Genomic DNA, 19,102 nt, shown 5'->3' with positions numbered 1-19,102 from the left:
TGCCCAGCGCCGGGCGAAAACCCGAGCCGACGTCCCGTACGCGGATATGTCCGCGCGCGGATACGCCCCGTACACCGACTGCCTACCGGGCGGCCGAGCGGAGGCGGTCCGCCGCCTTGTGGGTGAGCTGGGAGACCAGGGCCGTGTCGGCTTTCCCGCTCTTGGAGAAGTTCAGCTCGACGGTCGCAGCCCCCACGCGCACCAGCACATCGCCGAAGGACATACCGCCCAGGCCCATTCTGGTCCCCACCGTCTCGTTGCCGGCCCGCTCGGTCCGCCATGGGGCGAAGGCGACCTTCACGCCGTCCTTGACCACGCCGCCGGGGCACGCGCCGGGCACGTTCCGCAGCTGGCTCATGGCCCGCCGCGCGTACTTGGCGCTGCGGTAGCCGACCACGCGCGCGGTGACCTCGCCCGCGCCGCCGCCCTCCTTCAGCGTCCGCTCGACCGCGAGCCGGGGCGTGCCGATGGCGCGGTTCGTCCGGTCGATGAAGGACTGGCAGGACGTGGACTTCGCCGTCATGCCGAAGAGGTTCTGCTGCACGTGGTACCGGCCGTCCAGATGCTCCTCGTTCTTCGTCCAGCCGACGGGCATGTCGCCCACGTCCAGGAGCGCGCCGCGCGCCTCGGAGAGGGACAGCGGCGCCGATGCGGAGGACGTGTGCCGGGTGCGGGACTTGTGGGACCTGTGAGATGTGGGGGAGTTGTGCAGCCCGCGGGATTTGTGGACACCCGCGTGGGCCGACCTGGAGGTCTGTGTGGACTTCCGGGCCGGCTTCTTCCCGTGCCCGCCCCCGCAGCCCGTCACGACCACCATCACCGCGAGCCCGATGGAGGCTCCCGCTATCCACCCGCTGTTCCGCGTGTTTCGCATGTTGGGCGTGTTCCGCATGCGCACTGCCTCTCCCCCGTACGGACACATGACCTGTTGCCGTCATGCCCATGTCCATGACGGCCTGGCGGACGAGCGTAGCCCACCTCCCCGGGCCCGCCGCGGGGGCCGCCGGGGCGTCGGCCCCCGCCCCTCACACCTCCCGCCACCCCCCGCGGGTGACGTAGCGGCGCTGCCAGGGTGTCTCCACGGCCCGGCGGGAGTAGTGGGTGCGGACGTAGGCGACCGCCTCTCCCGGGGGCACGCCGTCCAGGGCGGCGAGGCAGGCGAGAGCGGTGCCGGTGCGGCCCTGGCCGCCGCCGCAGGCGACCTCCACGCGCTCCTCCCCTGCCCGCTCCCACACCTGGCGCAGGGCATCCTGGGCGTCGGCGCGGTCGGTGGGGAGGCGGAAGTCGGGCCAGCGCAGCCAGCGGGACTCCCAGCCGACGGGTGCGGGCCTGCGGCCCAGCAGGTAGAGGCCGAACTCGGGCTCGGGCCCCGGCGGCAGCGGGTGCCGGAGCCCCCGGCCGCGCACGAGGCGCCCGGACGGCAGCCGCAGCACGCCCACAGTGCCGGGCTCCCAGGTGAGGATGGCTGTCATACGGGGACCGTAGCGAGGCTCCGGCCCTGGCGAAGGTGTTTTCGGGGCACGCCTCGGCGGGCCCCGACCACTCCGGGCCCGGCCTTGCCCGGCCGCCCCCAGGGCGGGCCCCGTCCCGGCGCGCGTCCTGGTAGAGACCCGTATCGTCGGATTCCGTGCGATCGCCACAGGGGCGGACGCGGCCAAGGACGACCGGCCAAGGACCCGGCAGGCGCGAGCAGCACCAGCACCAACACCAACACCAACAGCGACAGCGACAGCGACAGCGACAGCCGGCAATCGGAACGATGTGAGAGAAGGGCGGGCGACGGCGTGCGGGAACAGCCCGGAGGAGCCGCAGGAGCCGAGGGATCCGGAGGCGGCGGACGCCCGTTCGACCCAGGCGAGAGTCCCCGTGCCCGAGGGGCCCAGGACCGCCAGGGGGGCTGGGGCGAGCGCGGCGGCCACCAGGCCGGGCGCGGGGGCTCCGGCCGGCGCGGGTACGGCGGGCCGCCACGTGACCGGGGCGGGTACGGGGGGCGCGGCGGACGCGGCGACGGAGGTCCGGGCGGCGGCCAGGGCGGAGGCGGGGGCGATCGGGGATACCGGGGCCCCGGCGGCGCTCGCCGCGATCACGACGGGCGCCGCGACCAGAACGGCGCCGCCCGCTCCCCGCACACCCCCCGCGCACCCCGCACCGGCCTCGCCGCCGAACTGCGCTCGCTCGAAGGCGCGCAGTACGGCCGCTACAAGAGCCTGATCGGGCGCTGGGAGCTGCCGGGCGGGGAGACGCTGGAGCTGGTGCGCGGACAGGCCGACCCGTACGCGCCACCCGCGCGGATCGCGGTACACGTTCTCGGCGAACTCGCCGCCTTGCCCGAGGACTTGTGGCGCACGCCGACCCGGCGGCGGGCGTTGGCCTCGTACCTCGTACGGCAGGCGGCGCGCGCCGTCGGCGGCGAGAAGGCGCTGCGGGTGGACGCGGGCGGGCAGGAGGTGCTGGAGCGCAGTTCGTGCACTGTGAGCGGCGCGGACGGCTCGGTGACGCTGCGGCTGGGCGCCGCGCTGCCGGGCAGGGGCCGGCGGATCGACGGGCGCGAGGCCGAGCGGCTGCTGTGCCAGGTGCTGCCGCGCGCGGCCGAACGGGCGCTGCGTTACGGCTCGTTGGACGCGGAGCGGGCGCGCCGTTTCGTGGAGACCGTCGAGGACTCGGTGGCGCTGCGGGACGCGCTGGAGGGGCGCGGTCTGGTGGGGTTCGTGGCCGAGGGCGCGGTGCTGCCGCGCCGCAGCGGGGTGGACGACCGTCCGGCTGCCGGTGAGGGCGTGGTCCCGTTCGTCTCACCGGCCGAGCTGCGGGTGACGGTGGAGCTGCCGCACGCGGGCGCGGTCTCCGGTATGGGCGTGCCGGAGGGCGTGAACCTGGTGGTGGGCGGCGGCTTCCACGGCAAATCGACGCTGCTGCGGGCCTTGGAGACCGGTATCTGGGACCATGTGCCGGGCGACGGGCGGGAGTTGGTCGTCTCACGGGCTGAGACGGTGAAGCTGCGGGCCGAGGACGGGCGGCGCGTCGAGCGGGTGGATGTGCACGCCTTCGTGGACCACCTGCCGGACGGCTCGGACACCTCGGATTTCTCCACGCAGAACGCCTCCGGCTCGACCTCGCAGGCCGCGTCGCTGTGCGAGGCGGTGGAGGCGGGCGCGCGGGTGCTGCTGATCGACGAGGACACCGCCGCGACAAATCTCATGATCCGGGACGCCCGGATGCAGACGCTGGTGGCCAAGGACCGCGAGCCGCTGACCCCTCTGGTGGACAGCATCCGCTCGCTCCACCGGGACCACGGTGTCTCCACGGTGCTGGTGATGGGCGGCTCCGGCGACTATCTGGAGGTCGCGGACCGCGTGGTCATGATGGACGCGTACCGCCCCTCGGACGTCACCGCGCGGGCCCGCGAGATCGCCTCGGTACCCACCGGGCGGCGCGCGGAGGCCGAGTCGTTCCCCGGCGTGGTCGCGCGGGTGCCGGATCCCGCCTCGCTGGACGCCGAGGTGCGCGGACGCCCGCGCATCCGCGCGCGCGGCGAGGACGTGCTGTCCTTCGGCGACCACGAAGTGGACCTGCGCGCCGTCGAGCAGATCGCCGACCCGCGCCAGGTCACCGGCATCGGGCTGGCTCTGGAGCTGATGGTCCGCGGCGGCCTGCTGGATGGCCGGCGCACCCTGGCCGAGGCCCTCGACCTGCTGGACGAGGCGCTGGCGGACGAGCCGACGGCGGCGCTGCTCACCATCCGGGACGAGGACTTCGCCGCGCCCCGCCGCTTCGAGACGGCGGCGGCCGTGAACCGGGTACGGGGGCTGCGCATGCTGCGGAGCTGATGCCCCGGGGCTGCCGCCTCGCGGGAGGGGCCGTCCCCTCGACCGGGGGCTGCGCAAGCCCGCGCGGAGGGGGCGTGGTTGGGTGTGTGCATGTCCGAGAGCGTCACCGTCACCACCTGGTATCTGGAGCAGACCTCGCCCGGCGACCTCGTACCCGCCCGAGTACCGGACCGGGCGGCGGTCGAGGTCTCCCCCGCCCGGGTCGCCAGCCCCGAGTTCAGCCGGTTCCTGTACGCGTCGGTCGGCCAGGACATCGCCTGGACCGACCGGCTGCCGTGGACGTACGCGCGGTGGCGGGAGTTCCTGGACCGTCCGGCGGTCGAGACCTGGGTTGCCTACGAGCACGGCACACCGGCCGGTTTCATCGAGCTGGACGGCACCGCCGAGGGCCTCGTGGAGATCAGCTATTTCGGTCTGCTGCCCGCCTTCCGCGGCCGGGGCATCGGCGGCCACCTGCTGTCCTACGGCACCAGCAGGGCCTGGGACCTGGCGAGCCGGTGGCCGGGGCGCGCGAAGGTGGGCCGGGTGTGGGTCCACACCTGCACCAAGGACGGCGAGCACGCCCGCGCCAACTACGAGAAGCGCGGCTTCCGCCTCTACCGCACGGAAACCGGTCAGGAGCCCTGCCCCGTGCAGCCGGGCCCCTGGCCCGGGGCCTGAGCATGCCGCCGGGGGGAAGCGCGCCGAAGGAGCGCGGCTACGGGCGTTCGGTGCTGGTGGGTTCGGCGACGCTGCTGAGCGAGATCGCGGTCCTTTCGGTGATCAGCTCCCAGGTCTCCTATGCGCAGGAGCACCCGGCCGGGCCGGGCGGCGGGAGCGCGATGGCCGTCCTGCTGCTGCCGGGGCTGGTGCTCGCGTGCGTGGCGGTGACCGTGTGCCTGGCGCTGCCCTCGCTCGCGGTGGCCGGGGCGGTGCGGCGCGAGTCCTGGCAAGGGGTGCTGCTGTGCGCCGCCGGGATCGCGTTCGTGCCCTGTGTGCCGCTGGCGGCCTGGATGGGTGGCGGGTTCCTGGGGTTCCTGGTGACGTGGCTGGTGGGCGCGCTCCTGCTCGGCACCACCGCACTGGCGGGCCGCCGCGCCCGGCGACAGCGCGCACGCCGGGGCGCCTGGCGGGCGCTGGGGCGCACGCTGGCCCAGGGGGCGATGGCCTGCGTCCTGACCACGATGCTGGGGTACGGGGTGTACGCGACGGAGATCGTCTCGCCCTACGCGCCGCCCCGGGTGACGGACCGGCAGCTGCAAGGCACTTGGTCGGACGGCCGGTCCGGGACGCTGCGGCTGGCTCCGGACGGAAGTGCGCGGGCGGTCTCCCTCTCCCTCCCCGGCGGCGTTTCCGGCGCGGCGGCGGGGTCGGGGTCGGGGGTGGGGCCGGAAACAGACGCGGGGGCGGGGGCGGGGGCGCGCGCGGACACCGGCAGCTGTTCGGGAACGGGGGTGTGGGAGTTCACGCGTGCCCCGGACCCGTGGGAGCAGACCGTCACGGTGACGATGGAGAGGTGTGCCGGGGACCAGGAGTGGCACATCCTCGGTACGGCGGAGCGGCCGAAGCTCTATCTGAGCGAAGGAGATCCCGATGCACCGGAGATCACCACGCTCACCCGGCCCTGAGCGGGCGCATCCGGCCTTGTGCGGGCTCACCCGCCCCCGTGCGGGCTCACCCGCCCCTGAGCAGGCTCACCAGCCCCTGAAGGGGCGGCGGAGCGTCGCAGGCCAGCGCCTGGCACGGCATGCGTATCGCCATACGAGACGGATCTGTCCGTAATACGGATAGCAGTGGACTGGCGTCAGACGCCCGTGCGAGGCTTCCGTCATGTCCCGCGCTGGAATCGCCTTGGTGAGTCGACGTCACGTCGATCTCGTTCGCGTGTCCAGCGCCATCTGTCCGGCGAGCTGACAGCCACAGCACCGCCGTTTCCGACAGCACCTCCCTGACGTCCCGCTGAGCCGCAGCCGCCCCCACTGTCGCGGGTGAGCCCACAGCTCGACGCCACTTTTCCCCTGCGTACAGGCATGCCCGCGGCCGGACCGGACATCCGCCGGGCACCCGCCGGACGCGCCTGTCCGGATGTGCCCGTGGGGGACCACCGCAGCCCTGCGTGCACGCGCCTCCTGCCCGAAGGATCCCGTCATGGCCGACACCTCCGAGCGCCCCTCCCCCAAGCTCTCCGAGCAGGGGGTGCCCTCCGCCCCCGCCCGCCGCAAGGCCGGACGCCACCGCGGCGAGGGGCAGTGGGCCGCTGGTCACTTCACGCCGCTCAACCCCAACGAGCAGAACAAGAAGGACGATGACGGTCTCAATGTGCGGACACGCATTGAGACCATCTACGCGCACCGTGGCTTCGACTCCATCGACGGCTCCGACCTGCGCGGCCGGATGCGCTGGTGGGGGCTCTACACCCAGCGCCGTCCCGGCATCAGCGGCGGCAAGACGGCCGTGCTGGATCCGGAAGAGCTGGATGACGAGTTCTTCATGATGCGGGTCAGGATCGACGGCGGGCGGCTGAGTCTGCGTCAGCTGCGCGTCGTCGCCGACATCTCGCAGGAGTTCGCGCGCGGCACCGCCGACATCACCGACCGGCAGAACGTGCAGTACCACTGGATCCGCGTCGAGGACGTACCGGAGATCTGGCGCCGCCTGGAGGGCGTGGGGCTCTCGACGACCGAAGCGTGCGGCGACGTCCCGCGCGTCATCCTCGGATCGCCCGTGGCGGGGATCGCCAAGGACGAGATCATCGACGGGACACCCGCGATCGAGGAGATCCACCGGCGCGTCATCGGCAACCCCGCCTACTCGAACCTGCCGCGCAAGTTCAAGACGGCCGTCTCCGGCTCCCCGCACATGGACGTCACGCACGAGATCAACGATGTGGCGTTCGTCGGCGTGGACCACCCCGAGTACGGCCCCGGCTTCGACGTCTGGGTCGGCGGCGGCCTCTCCACCAACCCCAAGATCGGCGTACGGCTGGGTGCCTGGGTGCCGCTGGAGGATGTGGCCGACGTCCACGAGGGCGTCGTGGCGATCTTCCGCGACTACGGCTACCGGCGGCTGCGCAACCGCGCCCGCCTCAAGTACCTGGTCGGCGACTGGGGTCCGGAGAAGTTCCGCCAGGTGCTGGAGGAGGAGTACCTGCTGCGCAAGATGGCCGACGGGCCCGCGCCCGAGAAGCCGGTGCAGGAGTGGCGCGACCACATCGGCGTGCACCAGCAGAAGGACGGCAACTACTACGTGGGCTTCGCCCCGCGCGTGGGCCGCATCGACGGCGCCACCCTCAGCAAGGTCGCGGACCTGGCGGAGGCACACGGCTCCGACCGCGTTCGGACCACGGCCGAGCAGAAGATGCTCATCCTGGACGTGGCCGGGGACCAGGTCGCCTCGCTCACCGAGGGCCTGGAGGCGCTGGACCTCACCGCCCGCCCCTCGGTCTTCCGGCGCGGCACGATGGCCTGCACCGGCATCGAGTTCTGCAAGCTGGCCATCGTGGAGACCAAGGGCCGCGGCTCCTGGCTCATCGACGAGATGGAGCGCAGGCTCCCCGGCTTCGACCAGCCCGTGACGATCAACCTCAACGGCTGCCCCAACTCCTGCGCCCGCATCCAGACAGCGGACATCGGCCTCAAGGGACAGCTCGTCACCGACTCCGAGGGCGAGCAGGTCGAGGGCTACCAGGTGCACCTGGGCGGCTCGCTCGGTCTGGAGCCCGGCTTCGGCCGCAAGGTGCGCGGCCTGAAGGTGACCGCCGACGACCTGCCCGACTACATCGAACGGCTGCTGCGCGCCTTCGAAGCGCAGCGCGAGGAGGGCGAACGGTTCGCCCAGTGGGCGGCGCGCGCCGACGAGGGAGACCTGAAGTGAGCGAGCGCGCCGCGCCGTTCTACTGCCCCTACTGCGGGGAGGAGGATCTGCGCCCCAGTGAGGAGGGGTCCTTGCGCGGGGAGGGCGCGGCCTGGGAGTGCACCGCGTGCAACCGCGCCTTCCGGCTGAAGTTCCTCGGCCTGCTCGCGGCCGGGCTCGCCCCGCGCCGGGCGGCGGCGCACACCGTGGCCGTCGAAGGCGTCGAGGGCGTCGAGGGCGTCGAGGGCGTCGAGGGCGTCGAGGGCGTCGAGGGAGAGGAGCCGACTTCATGACCACCGATCACCTACGAAAGCAGCTCTCCCGAAACGGAGTTGTGAGCACCGCTCCGGACAAAGAGCACGGCTCCCCGTCCGCCGCGAGCGCCGCTCCGCCCCAAGAGCAGCGCTCTCCCGACGAGTTGGCGCGGCTCGCCGAGACGGCCGGACGGGAGCTGGAGGACGCGCCGGCGCTGGAGGTGCTGCGCTGGGCCGCCGGCACGTTCGGCCGCCGCTTCTGCGTCACCTCCTCCATGGAGGACGCCGTCGTCGCGCACTTGGCCTCGCGGGTATTCCCGGGTGTCTCGGTAGTCTTCCTGGACACCGGGTATCACTTCCCCGAGACTATTGGCACCCGCGACGCGGTGGAGGCCGTCATGGACGTCGAGGTGATCACCCTGACGCCGCGTCAGACCGTAGCCCAGCAGGACGCGGAGTACGGGCCCAGGCTGCACGACCGCGACCCGAACCTGTGCTGCGCGCTGCGCAAGGTCCAGCCCCTCGAAGAAGGGCTGCGCACCTATGACGCCTGGGCCACCGGGCTGCGCCGCGACGAGTCGCCCACCCGCGCCCGCACGCCCGTCGTCGGCTGGGACGAGCGGCGCAAGAAGGTCAAGGTCTCGCCCATCGCCCGCTGGACCCAGCAGGACGTGGACAGCTACATCGCCGAGCACGGGGTGCTCACCAACCCGCTGCTGAGCGACGGTTACACCTCCGTCGGCTGCGCCCCCTGCACCCGCCGCGTGCTGGCCGGTGAGGACGCGCGGGCCGGCCGCTGGGCCGGGCTCGACAAGACCGAGTGCGGGCTGCACTGATGCGGGCCGCCCAGGAACCCGGACACGGAGTAGTCGCGGACACCCAGCAGGACACGGACGCCGGAGAAGGGCAGGAGAGGCATGTGAGCGGTGCCATCGGGGACACCGGTGCGACCGGTGCAACGGTCTGGCTGACCGGCCTGCCCAGCGCGGGCAAGACGACCATCGCCACCGAGGTCGCCGGGCTGCTGCGCGGGAGCGGACGGCGGGTGGAGGTGCTCGACGGGGACGAGATCCGCGCCTTCCTCTCCGCCGGGCTCGGCTTCTCCCGCGCCGACCGCGACACCAACGTCCAGCGCATCGGCTTCGTCGCCGAACTGCTCGCCTCGCACGGGGTGACCGTGCTGGTGCCGGTGATCGCGCCGTACGCGGACAGCCGCGAGGCCGTGCGCAAGCGCCACCAGGCGCGGGGCACCGGTTATCTGGAGGTCCACATCGCCACCCCGGTCGAGGTCTGCTCCGAGCGGGACGTCAAGGGGCTGTACGCCAGGCAGGCCGCGGGCGAGCTGACGGGCCTGACGGGCGTGGACGACCCGTACGAGGCACCCGAGCACCCGGACCTGCGGATCGAGACGCACGGGCGGAGCGTGGCCGAATCCGCGCGCGAGGTGCACGAGCTGCTCAAGGAGAGGGGACTCATATGACCACGGCCATCACGGCCCCCGAGGGCACCGGCAGCCCCTTCGCGCTGTCCCACCTGGACGCGCTGGAGTCGGAGGCGGTGCACATATTCCGGGAGGTGGCCGGGGAGTTCGAGCGCCCGGTGATCCTCTTCTCGGGGGGCAAGGACTCCATCTTGATGCTGCACCTGGCGCTGAAGGCGTTCGCCCCGGCGCCGCTGCCCTTCGGGCTGCTGCACGTGGACACCGGGCACAACTTCCCCGAGGTCCTGGAATACCGCGACCGCACGGTGGCCCACCACGGCCTGCGGCTGCATGTCGCCGCCGTGCAGGACTACATCGACAGCGGCGCCCTGCGCGAGCGCCCCGACGGCACCCGCAACCCGCTCCAGACGCTGCCGCTGCTGGAGGCCATCAACGACAACCGCTTCGACGCGGTCTTCGGCGGCGGGCGGCGCGATGAGGAGAAGGCCCGCGCCAAGGAGCGCGTCTTCTCGCTGCGCGACGAGTTCGGCGGCTGGGACCCGCGCCGCCAGCGCCCCGAGCTGTGGCAGCTCTACAACGGCCGCCACTCCCCCGGCGAGCATGTGCGCGTCTTCCCGCTGTCCAACTGGACAGAGCTGGACGTGTGGCAGTACATCGCCCGCGAGAAGATCGAGCTGCCCGCCATCTACTACGCCCACGAGCGCGAGGTCTTCGCCCGCTCCGGGATGTGGCTGGCGCCCGGCGGCTGGGGCGGGCCCAAGGACACCGAGACCGTCGAGCGCCGCCGGGTGCGCTACCGCACCGTCGGCGACATGTCCTGCACCGGCGCCGTGGACTCCGGCGCCGACACCGTCGAGAAGGTCATCGCCGAGATCGCCGCCTCCCGGCTGACGGAGCGCGGCGCCACCCGGGCCGACGACAAGCTCTCCGAGGCCGCGATGGAAGACCGCAAGCGGGAAGGCTATTTCTGATCATGACCGTCACCCATGAGGCGACGTCGCTGCTGCGCTTCGCCACGGCGGGCAGCGTCGATGACGGCAAGTCCACGCTGGTCGGAAGGCTGCTGCACGACTCGAAGTCGGTGCTGGCCGACCAGTTGGAGGCCGTCGAGCTGGCCTCCCAGGCCCGTGGCCAGGAGGCGCCCGACCTCGCGCTGCTGACCGACGGGCTGCGCGCCGAGCGGGAGCAGGGCATCACCATCGATGTGGCCTACCGCTACTTCGCCACGCCCAGGCGGCGCTTCATCCTCGCCGACACCCCCGGGCATGTGCAGTACACCCGCAACATGGTCACGGGGGCCTCCACCGCCGAGCTGGCCGTCGTCCTCGTGGACGCGCGCAACGGCGTGGTCGAGCAGACCCGCAGGCACGCCGCCGTCGCCGCGCTGCTGCGCGTCCCGCACGTGGTGCTGGCCGTCAACAAGATGGATCTGGTCGGCTACCAGGAGTCCGTGTTCGCCGCCATCGCACGGGAGTTCACCGACTACGCGACCTCGCTCGGCGTCCCCGAGGTCACCATCATTCCCATCTCCGCGCTGGAGGGCGACAACGTCGTGACCCCCTCCGCGCACATGGACTGGTACAGCGGCCCCACCGTCCTCGAACACCTGGAGACGGTCGCGGTCACCCACGACCCGACCGGCGACCCGGCCCGCTTCCCCGTCCAGTACGTCATCAGGCCCCGCACCGCCGAACACCCGGACTACCGTGGCTACGCCGGCCAGTTGGCGTCCGGCGTGCTGCGCGTCGGGGACCGGGTGACCGTGCATCCCTCGGGCCGCGGCAGCACCGTCGAGGCCATCGACGTGCTGGGCCAGGCCGTGGACGTGGCCTGGGCGCCGCAGTCGGTGACCGTGCTGCTCGCCGACGATCTGGACATCTCGCGCGGCGACCTGATCGCCCCGGCCGGCGCTGACGTGCGGCCCAGCCAGGATCTGACAGCGACGGTCTGCCATCTGCACGACCGGCCGCTGAAGCCCGGCGACCGGGTGCTGCTCAAGCACACCACCCGCACCGTGAAGGCGATCGTCAAGGAGATTCCCTCCCGGCTGACCCTCGCCGACCTGTCCCAGCACCCGGCGCCCGGCGAACTGGCGGCCAACGACATCGGCCGCGTCGTGCTGCGCACCGCCGAGGCACTGCCCGTCGATTCCTACGCCGACTCGCGCCGCACCGGCTCCTTCCTCCTCATCGACCCCGCCGACGGCAGCACGCTGACCGCCGGGATGGCCGGTGCGGCGTTCGCCGACGCGGTCGGCGCGGCACCGGGTGCGGCAGCCGGCGAGGGCGCCGACGACGGCTGGGACTTTTGAACCATGGGCACCCAGGGCATCCCGGGCGAGGTCTTCTCGACCTTCGACCAGACCGGTGGCCGCATCGGCAGCGGCGCACGCGGCAGCGGTCAGGGCGGAGTCGGGCGATGTGCGCGCTGACATCCGTACGCGTCCCGCGCTCCCGCCCGCACCAGCCCGCCCACCGCCGCACCCGGCCTCGCTGAGAGGCCGCCCAGGCCCCTCCGAGAGGACACCTCCGTGCCCGCCACCCGCCCCACCCTCCGCTCGAACCGCCCGAATCGCCCCAGAATCCGCGTTCTTGCGACGCTGCTCGCGCTCCCCACGCTGCTGGTCGCCGCCGGCTGCGGCTACGGCTCCAAGGCCGTTGACGACGGGGAGCCGAAGGCCGCGGGCGGCAAGAAGACCGACGGCCTCGACCAGGTGAAGGTCGGCTACTTCCCCAACGTCACCCACGCCACACCGCTGGTCGGGCTGCGCTCCGGCGGGCCCATCGCCAAGGAACTGGGCGGGACGAAGATCGCCACCCAGGTCTTCAACGCGGGGCCCTCGGCCATCGAGGCCCTCAACGCCAAAGCCGTGGACATGACCTGGGTGGGCCCCTCCCCCTCGATCAACGGCTACGCCAAGTCCCACGGCAAGAACCTGCGCATCATCTCCGGCGCGACCTCGGGCGGTGCCTCGCTCGTCGTCGATCCGAAGAAGGTGAAGTCGCTGAGCGATCTCAAGGGCAAGAAGATCGCCACCCCGCAGCTGGGCAACACCCAGGACGTCGCCCTCCTCAACTACCTCAAGAGCAAGGGCATCAAGGTCGATCCCGAGACCGGCAAGGGCGCCACCTCGGTACTGCGGCAGGACAACAAGGAGATCCCCACCACCTTCCAGCAAGGCGGCATCGACGGCGCCTGGGTGCCCGAGCCGACCGCGGCCAACCTCGTCAGCAAGGGCGGCAGGGTCCTGCTGAACGAGAAGAAGCTGTGGCCGGGCGGCAAGTTCGTCACCACGAACCTCGTGGTACGCCAGGACTTCCTCAAGAAGCACCCCGCCGCGGTCGAAGCCGTACTGCGCGGTTCGGTCAAGACCAACGCCTGGATCCACAAGCACCCCGACGAGGCCAAGCAGCACATCAACGAGGCGCTGCGGCGGGATGCGGGCAAGCCGCTGCCGGACAAGGTGCTGGACGCGGCCTTCGCGCAGATCGACGTCACGGACGATCCGCTGGCCCCGACGCTCAAGCGGCAGGCCGGCAACGCGGTCGCGGCGGGCCTCCTGAAGAAGCCCGACCTCACCGGCATCTACGACCTGGCCCCGCTGAACAAGGCCCTCAAGGCGGAGGGCCGCTCCCCCGTGACCGACGCGGGCCTGGGCCCGAAGTGACCCCCGCGACCCCTGCGACCCCTGCTCCTCACGGGAGGTGACCCAGTGACAGCGACCACCACGACCACCCCAGCCGACGCGGACGCGGCGCCCACGCCGAGCAGGACGAGTACGACACAGCCCGCCGCGGCGGCGCGGATCGCGAACGTCTCCAAGTCGTTCGGCTCCCAGCACGTGCTGGACGACATCAGCATCGACGTGGCCCCCGGCGAATTCGTCACGCTGCTCGGCGCCTCGGGCTGCGGCAAGAGCACGCTGCTCAACCTCGTGGCGGGCCTCGACAGCCCCACCGGGGGCAGCATCGAGGTCTCCGGCGGGCGCCCCGCGCTGATGTTCCAGGAGCACGCGCTCTTTCCCTGGCTGACGGCGGGCAAGAACATCGAACTGGCGCTCAAGCTGCGCGGCGTACCCAAAACCGACCGGGGCCAGGAGGCCGAGCGCCTGCTGGAACTGGTGCGCCTCAAGGGCGCCCACGGCAAGCGGGTGCACGAGCTGTCGGGCGGCATGCGCCAGCGCGTCGCACTCGCCCGCGCACTGGCGCAGGACAGTCAACTGCTGCTGATGGACGAGCCGTTCGCCGCACTCGATGCCATCACCCGTGATGTGCTGCACGAGGAGCTGACCCGTATCTGGTCCGAGACCCGGGTCTCCGTCCTGTTCGTCACCCACAACGTGCGTGAGGCCGTGCGCCTGGCCGAGCGCGTCGTACTGCTCTCCTCCCGGCCTGGCCGGATCGCCCGGGAATGGAAGGTCGGCATTCCGCACCCGCGCCGCATCGAGGACGCGGATGTGGCCGGACTGTCCGTCGAGATCACCGAACAGCTCCGGGGGGAGATCCGCCGCCATGGCCAGCACTGACATCAAAACGACGACTCCCGCAGAGGGAGACGAGGCAACCGGCACGGCCGGTGCGACGGGTACGGGCGGTACGACAGGTACGGCCGGTACGAGGGGTACAGCGGGTACGGCCGGGACGGCCGACGGGACCGGGGCGGCCGGGGCACGGCAGGCGAGCAGTGACCTGGCGGGCCTGGAGGCCGGCCTGGACGCGCTCGACACCCGTACGACGACGCGCACGCCGCTGGGCAAACTGCTGCGGACCAAGGTCCTGCCGCCGGTCGTCGCCGTCGTGCTCGTCCTGGGCCTGTGGCAGACCGCGTTCACGCTCGACCTGAAGCCCGACTACCAGCTGCCCAGCCCGCTGATGGTGTGGGACGCGCTCGCCGAGGAGTGGTACAAGGGCACGATTCTGGGCGTCATCTGGCAGAGCGTCTCACGCGGCGCGCTCGGCTTCCTCGTCGCGCTGGCGATCGGCACCCCGCTGGGGCTGCTGGTGGCCAGGGTGCGGGCGGTGCGGGCCGCGATCGGGCCGATCCTCTCCGGACTCCAGTCACTGCCCTCGGTCGCCTGGGTACCGGCGGCGATCATCTGGTTCGGGCTGACGGACGCCACGATCTACGCCGTCGTCCTGCTCGGCGCCGTCCCCTCGATCGCCAACGGGCTGGTAGCGGGCGTCGATCAGATCCAGCCGCTGCACCTGCGCGCGGGCAAGGTGATCGGCGCGACGGGACTGCGCGGCGTCCGGCACGTGCTGCTGCCCGCCGCGCTGCCCGGCTACCTCGCCGGTCTCAAGCAGGGCTGGGCGTTCTCGTGGCGCTCACTGATGGCGGCCGAACTGATCGCCACCTCACCCGAACTCGGCTCCGGGCTGGGCACGTTGCTGGAGACCGGCCGCTCCTACCAGGACATGCCGCTGGTATTGGGCGCGATCTTCCTCATCCTGCTGGTGGGCATCGGCATCGAACTGCTCATCTTCGCCCCCGTCGAGCGGCGCGTCCTGCGTCACCGGGGGCTGCTGCGCTGATGCCCCGTGCCGCGTTCCGCCCCGCTTTCCGACCCGTGTCCCCTCCCGTATCCCGGCCCGCGCTGCTTCTCGTCGCCCACGGCAGCCGCGATCCGCGGCACGCCGCGACGATGGGCGCGCTCACCGCGCGCGTGCGGCGGCTGCTGCCCGGGGTGCGGGCGGAGGCGGGCTACCTCGACTTCGACACCCCGTCGGTGGACGGCGCGCTGGGCCGCCTGTACGCGGCCGGAGCGCGCGAGGTGATCACGGTCCCGCTGCTGTTGAGCCGCGCGTTCCACGCCAAGACGGACATCCCGGCCGCTCTTGAGGAGGCGCGGGCCGCCCGGCCCGGACTGGTCGTCCGCCAGTCCGACGTGCTGGGCCCCCACCCGCTCCTCGTCGCGGCGCTGGAGCGGCGACTGCGCGAGGCCGGGCTGACGCCCGGCACCGCGCCCCGGACGGGCGTCGTACTGGCGTCCGCCGGATCCTCCGACCCGGAGGCGATCGCGGTGATCGCAGAAATCGCGCGGGAGTGGCGGCACACCGGCCGATGGTGTGCCGTGCGGCCCGCGTTCGCCTCCGCCACCACCCCCACCACGGCGGACGCCGTCCGCGCCCTGCACGCGGACGGCATCCGCCGGGTGGCGGTCGCCCCCTACGTCCTGGCCCCCGGCCGCCTCCCCGACCGCATCGCGGCGGGCGCACACGAGGCCGGAGCGGACGTGCTCGCCCCGGCCCTGGGCGCCGGACCGGAGGTGGCCCGGCTGGTGGTCGAACGGTACGCGGCGGCGGTCGTCAGCGCCCCGCAGCTGTCGGGGGCGGCGGCCTGAGAGAGGGCTGTGGCCCTTAAAGACGGATCTCTTGGCGGTCTCACTGGCAAGCGACCGCACACTTGATTCGCTCTCGCAGTTCGGAGACTTCCGCGGTCACGCCTCCCGGAGCGACGCTGTACCGGCAAAAGGACGGACGGTTCTTCCTGACCGGCGACTGGGCCTCCTGGCTGAGGACGACCAGCGAAGGTGTCGCCCGGTACGGGCGGTGCGACCTGTTCGGGGACGTGGCGATCTGTTCGGGGACGTGCGACGAGCCCTTGAGTGGTGGCGCAGGTCGGGGCGGCCCAGGCTGTTCGACTTCGGCATCACCGTCACCCCGGAAGCCCGGACGATCACGCTGGGACGGGAGCGGACCCCGGTCCCTTCCCACCGGTTTTGAACGCACAGGCCCGGCACCGGCCCGAACGTCGTCTTCCGCGAGGGTGCGGCGGGCCGCCCCGGACCGCCCGCCGCGCTCTCGCGCCGTCAGAGGGCGGCCGGGACCGGCACCGCCGCCGCGTGTCCCGCGACCTCGGCCGCGCGGCGCCGCACCAGCGGCAGGACGCCCTCGCCGAACCAGTACGCCTCCTCCAGGTGCGGGTAGCCGGAGAGGATGAACTCCTCGATGCCGATGCGGCGGTACTGCTCGATGAGGTCGGCGACCTCCTCGTGACTGCCCACCAGTGCGGTGCCCGCGCCGCCGCGTACGAGGCCGATACCGGCCCACAGGTTCGGGTGGATCTCCAGGCGGTCGCGACTGCCGCCGTGCAGCGCGAGCATCCGCCGCTGACCCTCGGACTCGCTGCCGCCCAGGCCGCGTTGGGCGGCGGCCACCGCTTCGGGGGTGAAGCCGTCGAGGAGGCGGGCGGCCTCGGCCCAGGCCGCCTCCGAGGTGTCGCGGGAGATGGTGTGCAGGCGGATGCCGAAGCGGAGGGCGCGGCCCTCGGCCGCCGCGAGCGCGCGCACCCGTTCGATCTTCTCCGCGACCTGGGCGGGCGGCTCGCCCCAGGTCAGGTACACATCGGCGTGCCGGGCCGCGACGTTCAGCGCGGCGGGTGAGCTGCCGCCGAAGTAGACGTCGGGCACCGGCTCGGGCGGCCGGGTCAGCCCGGCTCCTTCGACCCGGACGTGCGCGCCGTCCAGATCGACCGTCTCGCCGCGCCACAGGCCCCGTACGACCTGGAGGAATTCGCCGGTACGGGCGTAGCGCGCCTCCTTGTCCAGGTAGTCACCGTAGGCGCGCTGTTCGCGGCTCTCCCCTCCGGTGACGACGTTGAGCAGCAGGCGGCCACCGGTCTGCCGCTGGTAGGTGGCGGCCATCTGGGCGCCGAGGGTGGGCGAGAGGAAACCGGGGCGGAAGGCGACGAGGAATTTGAGGCGTTCGGTGTGCTGGCTGACCATCGCGGTGGTCAGCCACGCGTCCTCGCACTGTGCTCCGGTGGGGGTCAACGCGCCTGTGAAGCCGAGCTGTTCGGCGGCGCGGGCGATCTGGGACAGGTAGCCGACGGACGGGGGCCGGTCGGCACCGGCGCCGCCCAGCGGACTGCCGTGCCCGCCGCCGACGACATGGCGGCTGTCGCCGCTGGTGGGCAGGAACCAGTGGAAGGCGGGGCTGCCGGGGGTGACGGTGGGGGTGGGCCTGTCAGCGGTGGTGGGCGTGGGGGTGGGGGTGGGTCGGTCTGCCATGGTGCGGCTCCTCGCGGTGGTGGATCTCGCGTCGTCGCGTTCGGGCGGCCCCGGCCCGCCGTGCGCCGTTCAGTGGGGGGCGGTGAGGCGGGCGGGCCGGGGCGCCGGCGGGGTCAGGGCGTGTACTTGTAGCCGACCCTGCGGATGGTGACGATCCGCCTGCGGTACCTCGGTCCGAGCTTGCGGCGCAGGCGCGCGACGTGGACATCGACGGTGCGCCCGTCACCGATGTGGTGCGCGTAGCCCCACACGGTGGAGACGAGATGCTCGCGCGAGTGCACCCGGTGCGGGTGCTCGGCCAGGTGCGCGAGCAGCTCGAACTCCAGGTAGGTGAGGGCGAGTTCCGCCCCGTCGAGATGCACAGTGTGGTGGTCGCGGTCGATGTGGACGCCCTCTCCCACGGGCCCCGGGGGCGGCCCGCCGGACACCGCAGGCCCGGATCCGGACGGCCCAGCACCGGACGGATCGGACCCCGAGGGGCCTGACCCCGTCGGATCGGGCGGCGGCCCGCCCGGCGGCAGCAGTTCGTACGGCGACAGCCCGCGCGACAGCAGCTCCGGCGGCAGGTCGCCGGGGCTGGTGCCCTGGGGGACGAGCAGCAGATAGCCGCCGGCGGTCTCCCGTACGACGCGCGGCCCGCCGGGGAGTCCGGGAACGGTGAGGGCTGAGGCGGACGCGGGGCCGGATACCGGTGCCGCCGACGCCGACCCAGCCGATGACGCAGCCGAGGACGCAGGCGATGACGGAACAGCCGCGGCAGCCGACCCGGGCACGGGTGGGGGCACGGTGGCGGACACAGGCGTCGAGGTGGTCATCGTGCGGCTCCCACGGGGGTGTAGTGCGCGGCGTCGTCGCCCTCGACGACGCGGCTGCGCTCGCCGTCCACGCCGACCGGGACGTCCCCGGCGACGGTCACCCGGTGCAGGCGGCGCGGCAGGTCGCCGTAGTCGTCGGGCGCGTAGTGCTGGGTGATGCGGTTGTCGAACAGCACCAGGTCGCCGGGCGCCCACGACCAGCGCACGGTGTTCTCGGGGCGGGTGACATACGCCTGGAGGATCCGCAGCAGGTCGCGGGACTCCTCGCCGCTGAGCCCGTCGATCCGCTGCGCGAACCCGCCGATGAACAGGCCGCGTTCACCGCTTTCGGGGTGCACCCGCACCACGGGGTGCTCGGTGCGCCAGCGGCGGGAGGTGAAGACCTTGCGGCGCTCGGCAGCCGCTTGGTTCTTCGGCTCGGCGTAGTCGTGATCGTTGGTGTGCACGGCTCGCATCCGGTCGGCGAACTCGCGCAGCGGCTCGGGCAGGTCCGCGTAGGCCGCCGCCGAGTTGGCGATCAGCGTGTTGCCGCCGTAGGGCGGGACGACGATGCTGCGCAGGGTGCTCGCCTTGGGCGGGGTGCGGACGAACGTCACGTCGGTGTGCCACCGGTTGGCGCGTACGCCCTCTTCGCCGTCCACCGGCAGGATGTTCGGCTGCCCCTCCACGGAGGGCACGGTGGGGTGCGCGGTGGTCAGCTCGCCGAAGAGCGAGGCGAAGCGGATCTGGTCGGCGTCCTGGAGGTCCTGGCCGCGGAAGAAGAGGGCCTTGTGCGCCAGGAGCGCGCCGTTGATCTCCTCGACGAGGCCCGGTTCGAGCCGCTGGGAGAGGTCCACGCCGAGGACTTCCGCGCCGATACGGCCACCGACGCGGCGGATGTCGAAACTGCTGCTGGTCATTGTTCTTCCTTCCGGGAGGAGGGGCGGACG

19 protein-coding genes are annotated in these 19,102 nt (G+C 72.7%); 14 read left to right on the top strand and 5 right to left on the bottom strand.

Annotation, left to right across the window (positions count from 1 at the left end; all coding sequences use genetic code 11):
- Positions 1-82 precede the first annotated feature (82 nt).
- Both ABD339_RS25840 and ABD339_RS25835 read right to left on the bottom strand, forming a co-directional pair.
- A complete protein-coding gene (locus ABD339_RS25840; protein WP_344569126.1) occupies positions 83-874 on the bottom strand; it encodes a hypothetical protein in 792 nt (263 codons plus the stop codon).
- Between the two features lie 151 nt (positions 875-1,025).
- Positions 1,026-1,472, bottom strand: a complete 447-nt coding sequence (locus ABD339_RS25835) for a protein-tyrosine phosphatase family protein (protein WP_344569124.1) — start codon at positions 1,470-1,472, stop codon at positions 1,026-1,028.
- 312 nt (positions 1,473-1,784) lie between these two features.
- On the opposite strand from ABD339_RS25835, the gene ABD339_RS25830 reads away from it, so the two are divergent.
- From ABD339_RS25830 to ABD339_RS25765, 14 genes are all read left to right on the top strand, one after another.
- Positions 1,785-3,824 carry an ABC-ATPase domain-containing protein gene (locus ABD339_RS25830; protein ID WP_344569122.1) on the top strand — a complete coding sequence of 680 codons (2,040 nt, stop codon included), beginning with the start codon at positions 1,785-1,787 and terminating at the stop codon, positions 3,822-3,824.
- Positions 3,825-3,914: 90 nt separating this feature from the next.
- Positions 3,915-4,484: a GNAT family N-acetyltransferase gene (locus ABD339_RS25825; RefSeq protein WP_344569120.1), complete on the top strand. Its 570-nt coding sequence runs from the start codon at positions 3,915-3,917 to the stop codon at positions 4,482-4,484.
- 2 nt (positions 4,485-4,486) lie between these two features.
- Positions 4,487-5,431 (top strand): hypothetical protein, encoded by a 945-nt coding sequence (locus ABD339_RS25820; protein ID WP_344569118.1) that lies wholly within the window; start codon positions 4,487-4,489, stop codon positions 5,429-5,431.
- Between the two features lie 202 nt (positions 5,432-5,633).
- Positions 5,634-5,717: a putative leader peptide gene (locus ABD339_RS25815; RefSeq protein ID WP_344569275.1), complete on the top strand. Its 84-nt coding sequence runs from the start codon at positions 5,634-5,636 to the stop codon at positions 5,715-5,717.
- Between the two features lie 234 nt (positions 5,718-5,951).
- Positions 5,952-7,676 (top strand): nitrite/sulfite reductase, encoded by a 1,725-nt coding sequence (locus ABD339_RS25810; protein WP_344569116.1) that lies wholly within the window; start codon positions 5,952-5,954, stop codon positions 7,674-7,676.
- Positions 7,673-7,948, top strand: a complete 276-nt coding sequence (locus tag ABD339_RS25805) for a hypothetical protein (protein WP_344569114.1) — start codon at positions 7,673-7,675, stop codon at positions 7,946-7,948. Before ABD339_RS25810 ends, ABD339_RS25805 begins: the two co-directional genes overlap by 4 nt.
- Entirely contained in the window at positions 7,945-8,745 is an 801-nt protein-coding gene (locus tag ABD339_RS25800) for a phosphoadenylyl-sulfate reductase (protein ID WP_344569112.1), read from the top strand. Before ABD339_RS25805 ends, ABD339_RS25800 begins: the two co-directional genes overlap by 4 nt.
- Positions 8,745-9,389: an adenylyl-sulfate kinase gene (gene cysC, locus ABD339_RS25795; RefSeq protein ID WP_425576095.1), complete on the top strand. Its 645-nt coding sequence runs from the start codon at positions 8,745-8,747 to the stop codon at positions 9,387-9,389. Before ABD339_RS25800 ends, cysC begins: the two co-directional genes overlap by 1 nt.
- The gene (gene cysD / locus ABD339_RS25790; protein ID WP_344569108.1) at positions 9,386-10,321 is read left to right on the top strand and encodes a sulfate adenylyltransferase subunit CysD; all 936 of its coding nucleotides are present in this window, start codon (positions 9,386-9,388) and stop codon (positions 10,319-10,321) included. The genes cysC and cysD overlap by 4 nt, the downstream gene beginning before the upstream one ends.
- 2 nt (positions 10,322-10,323) lie before the next feature.
- Positions 10,324-11,661: a sulfate adenylyltransferase subunit 1 gene (locus ABD339_RS25785; protein ID WP_344569107.1), complete on the top strand. Its 1,338-nt coding sequence runs from the start codon at positions 10,324-10,326 to the stop codon at positions 11,659-11,661.
- Positions 11,662-11,880: 219 nt separating this feature from the next.
- A complete protein-coding gene (locus ABD339_RS25780) occupies positions 11,881-13,017 on the top strand; it encodes an aliphatic sulfonate ABC transporter substrate-binding protein (protein WP_425576094.1) in 1,137 nt (378 codons plus the stop codon).
- Positions 13,018-13,062: 45 nt separating this feature from the next.
- Entirely contained in the window at positions 13,063-13,875 is an 813-nt protein-coding gene (locus ABD339_RS25775) for an ABC transporter ATP-binding protein (RefSeq protein ID WP_425576093.1), read from the top strand.
- On the top strand, positions 13,862-14,881 hold the full coding sequence (locus ABD339_RS25770; RefSeq protein WP_344569105.1) for an ABC transporter permease: 1,020 nt from the start codon (positions 13,862-13,864) through the stop codon (positions 14,879-14,881). Before ABD339_RS25775 ends, ABD339_RS25770 begins: the two co-directional genes overlap by 14 nt.
- Positions 14,881-15,690 (top strand): sirohydrochlorin chelatase, encoded by an 810-nt coding sequence (locus ABD339_RS25765; RefSeq protein WP_344569103.1) that lies wholly within the window; start codon positions 14,881-14,883, stop codon positions 15,688-15,690. The genes ABD339_RS25770 and ABD339_RS25765 overlap by 1 nt, the downstream gene beginning before the upstream one ends.
- Before the next feature lie 468 nt (positions 15,691-16,158).
- On the opposite strand, the gene ABD339_RS25760 is transcribed toward ABD339_RS25765, so the two are convergent.
- The 3 genes from ABD339_RS25760 to ABD339_RS25750 form a co-directional block, all read right to left on the bottom strand.
- On the bottom strand, positions 16,159-17,358 hold the full coding sequence (locus ABD339_RS25760; protein WP_344569101.1) for an LLM class flavin-dependent oxidoreductase: 1,200 nt from the start codon (positions 17,356-17,358) through the stop codon (positions 16,159-16,161).
- A 113-nt stretch (positions 17,359-17,471) separates the two neighbouring features.
- Complete coding sequence (locus ABD339_RS25755) at positions 17,472-18,173, bottom strand: winged helix-turn-helix domain-containing protein (RefSeq protein ID WP_344569099.1); 702 nt, start codon at positions 18,171-18,173, stop codon at positions 17,472-17,474.
- Entirely contained in the window at positions 18,170-19,072 is a 903-nt protein-coding gene (locus tag ABD339_RS25750; protein ID WP_344569097.1) for a TauD/TfdA dioxygenase family protein, read from the bottom strand. Before ABD339_RS25750 ends, ABD339_RS25755 begins: the two co-directional genes overlap by 4 nt.
- Positions 19,073-19,102: the final 30 nt, after the last annotated feature.

Source organism: Streptomyces axinellae (assembly GCF_039532135.1).
GTDB lineage: Bacteria > Actinomycetota > Actinomycetes > Streptomycetales > Streptomycetaceae > Streptomyces > Streptomyces axinellae.
The sequence above is the reverse complement of the archived record's forward strand: the minus strand, read 5'-3'. Positions and strand labels throughout refer to the sequence as shown.

Excerpts from the sequence above, each read along its gene's own strand:
- ABD339_RS25840 (WP_344569126.1), bottom strand. The coding sequence starts at position 874 with ATGCGAAACACGCGGAACAGCGGGTGGATAGCGGGAGCCTCCATCGGG.
- ABD339_RS25835 (WP_344569124.1), bottom strand. The coding sequence starts at position 1,472 with ATGACAGCCATCCTCACCTGGGAGCCCGGCACTGTGGGCGTGCTGCGG.
- ABD339_RS25825 (WP_344569120.1), top strand. The coding sequence starts at position 3,915 with ATGTCCGAGAGCGTCACCGTCACCACCTGGTATCTGGAGCAGACCTCG.
- ABD339_RS25820 (WP_344569118.1), top strand. The coding sequence starts at position 4,487 with ATGCCGCCGGGGGGAAGCGCGCCGAAGGAGCGCGGCTACGGGCGTTCG.
- ABD339_RS25815 (WP_344569275.1), top strand. The coding sequence starts at position 5,634 with ATGTCCCGCGCTGGAATCGCCTTGGTGAGTCGACGTCACGTCGATCTC.
- ABD339_RS25810 (WP_344569116.1), top strand. The coding sequence starts at position 5,952 with ATGGCCGACACCTCCGAGCGCCCCTCCCCCAAGCTCTCCGAGCAGGGG.
- ABD339_RS25800 (WP_344569112.1), top strand. The coding sequence starts at position 7,945 with ATGACCACCGATCACCTACGAAAGCAGCTCTCCCGAAACGGAGTTGTG.
- cysC (WP_425576095.1), top strand. The coding sequence starts at position 8,745 with ATGCGGGCCGCCCAGGAACCCGGACACGGAGTAGTCGCGGACACCCAG.
- cysD (WP_344569108.1), top strand. The coding sequence starts at position 9,386 with ATGACCACGGCCATCACGGCCCCCGAGGGCACCGGCAGCCCCTTCGCG.
- ABD339_RS25785 (WP_344569107.1), top strand. The coding sequence starts at position 10,324 with ATGACCGTCACCCATGAGGCGACGTCGCTGCTGCGCTTCGCCACGGCG.
- ABD339_RS25770 (WP_344569105.1), top strand. The coding sequence starts at position 13,862 with ATGGCCAGCACTGACATCAAAACGACGACTCCCGCAGAGGGAGACGAG.
- ABD339_RS25765 (WP_344569103.1), top strand. The coding sequence starts at position 14,881 with ATGCCCCGTGCCGCGTTCCGCCCCGCTTTCCGACCCGTGTCCCCTCCC.
- ABD339_RS25760 (WP_344569101.1), bottom strand. The coding sequence starts at position 17,358 with ATGGCAGACCGACCCACCCCCACCCCCACGCCCACCACCGCTGACAGG.
- ABD339_RS25755 (WP_344569099.1), bottom strand. The coding sequence starts at position 18,173 with ATGACCACCTCGACGCCTGTGTCCGCCACCGTGCCCCCACCCGTGCCC.
- ABD339_RS25750 (WP_344569097.1), bottom strand. The coding sequence starts at position 19,072 with ATGACCAGCAGCAGTTTCGACATCCGCCGCGTCGGTGGCCGTATCGGC.